Origin of the sequence: Calidithermus chliarophilus DSM 9957 (genome assembly GCF_000430045.1) — a bacterium.
GTDB lineage: Bacteria > Deinococcota > Deinococci > Deinococcales > Thermaceae > Calidithermus > Calidithermus chliarophilus.
In genome coordinates, this window is the sequence record NZ_KE387025.1 from 122,707 (window position 1) to 123,790 (window position 1,084).

The 1,084-nt window shown below is 72.4% G+C and carries 3 protein-coding genes; all 3 read right to left on the bottom strand.

All coding sequences use genetic code 11. From position 1 onward, the window contains the following. Positions 1-41: 41 nt before the first annotated feature. Entirely contained in the window at positions 42-317 is a 276-nt protein-coding gene (locus MEICH_RS0115615; protein ID WP_157202846.1) for a hypothetical protein, read from the bottom strand. Continuing rightward, positions 301-621 carry an ElaB/YgaM/YqjD family protein gene (locus tag MEICH_RS25405; protein WP_051304256.1) on the bottom strand — a complete coding sequence of 107 codons (321 nt, stop codon included), beginning with the start codon at positions 619-621 and terminating at the stop codon, positions 301-303. The genes MEICH_RS0115615 and MEICH_RS25405 overlap by 17 nt, the downstream gene beginning before the upstream one ends. An 84-nt stretch (positions 622-705) precedes the next feature. Continuing rightward, positions 706-1,084 (bottom strand): hypothetical protein (locus tag MEICH_RS29460; RefSeq protein ID WP_218916421.1); only part of this gene is annotated, 379 nt, incomplete at its 5' end.

The following is a 1,084-nucleotide window of genomic DNA, read 5'->3' on the forward strand; positions in this document are numbered from 1 at the left end:
GTGGGCGGTCCTGCCGGGCGCTCACCGGGCACGGCCCACCCCTAGCGCAGCAGGGCCCGCGCCCGCCACCACAAGCCGGCGCCCGCCAGCAGGCTGAACAGGCTCACCGCCAGCGCGGCCAGGGGCACCCCCAGCCAGGGGATCAGCCACGCGTAGGCCGCCCACAGGGAGAACAGCAGGGCGGCGAGCACGAACACGCCCGCCGCCGCCAGCACGAGGAGCGCGCTCACCACGCGCAGAAAGCCCATCCGCAGTGAGCGCGCCTCGGCCTCGAGGACGTCCAGGAGGCCCAGCAAGACCTCAACTATTCCTGCCACCCTGCCGACCCATGAGCATGCGCCGCTCGGTGATCCCACCCGCCAGCAGGCCGACGATGAACGCCGTGACGACGCTGAAGAAGGGGCGCTCCTCGATGCGGTGCTCCATGGTGTGGATCGCCTTGTCGCCCCGCTCGCGGGCCGCGTCGAGGGCGTGCCGGGCACCCTCGCGCAGGTGCTGGGTCTCGTCCTTGAGGTTGACCCGCACCGCCTGGGCCAGCTCGCTCAAGTCCTTACGGAGTGAGATCAGGTCGTTGCGAATGTCCTGCAATTCCCGGGTTACGTTGGGCTCGACGACCGCCATAATTCGCCTCCTTGATGGGCTTTCCTCCAAACTCAACCCTACTCCCGAAGTGTCGGGGCAGGTGTCCTGGGCACGCCGGGGGGCTCAGGCGCGCCCCAGCACCCCTGCCGTCTCGTAATGCCGCTGGCACTCGGCCTCCCGGCCCCGCACCACCCGCAGCCCCCTCAGCCGCCCCTGCGTGGCCGTGACCACCGTATAAGCCCGCTCGCCGCCGCCCTGGTCGCGGTAGAGCACCACCCAGTCGTGGGTCTTGCCCAGCCGGTGGGCCCGGGCGGTGTTGGAGAACAGCGCCGTGTACTCGGCCCCCTCCCGGCGGGTGTGCAGCACCGGCAGCCAGGCCTTGCCCCCGGGGTTGAGGCGGCGGGGGGCGATGCGGCGCAGCCGCCCCGCGGCGGCGTTGTCCCGGTACTCCTGGTCGACCCCCAGCAGCTCGGCCACCGGGGGCTCGGGCTCGGGGGGCGCG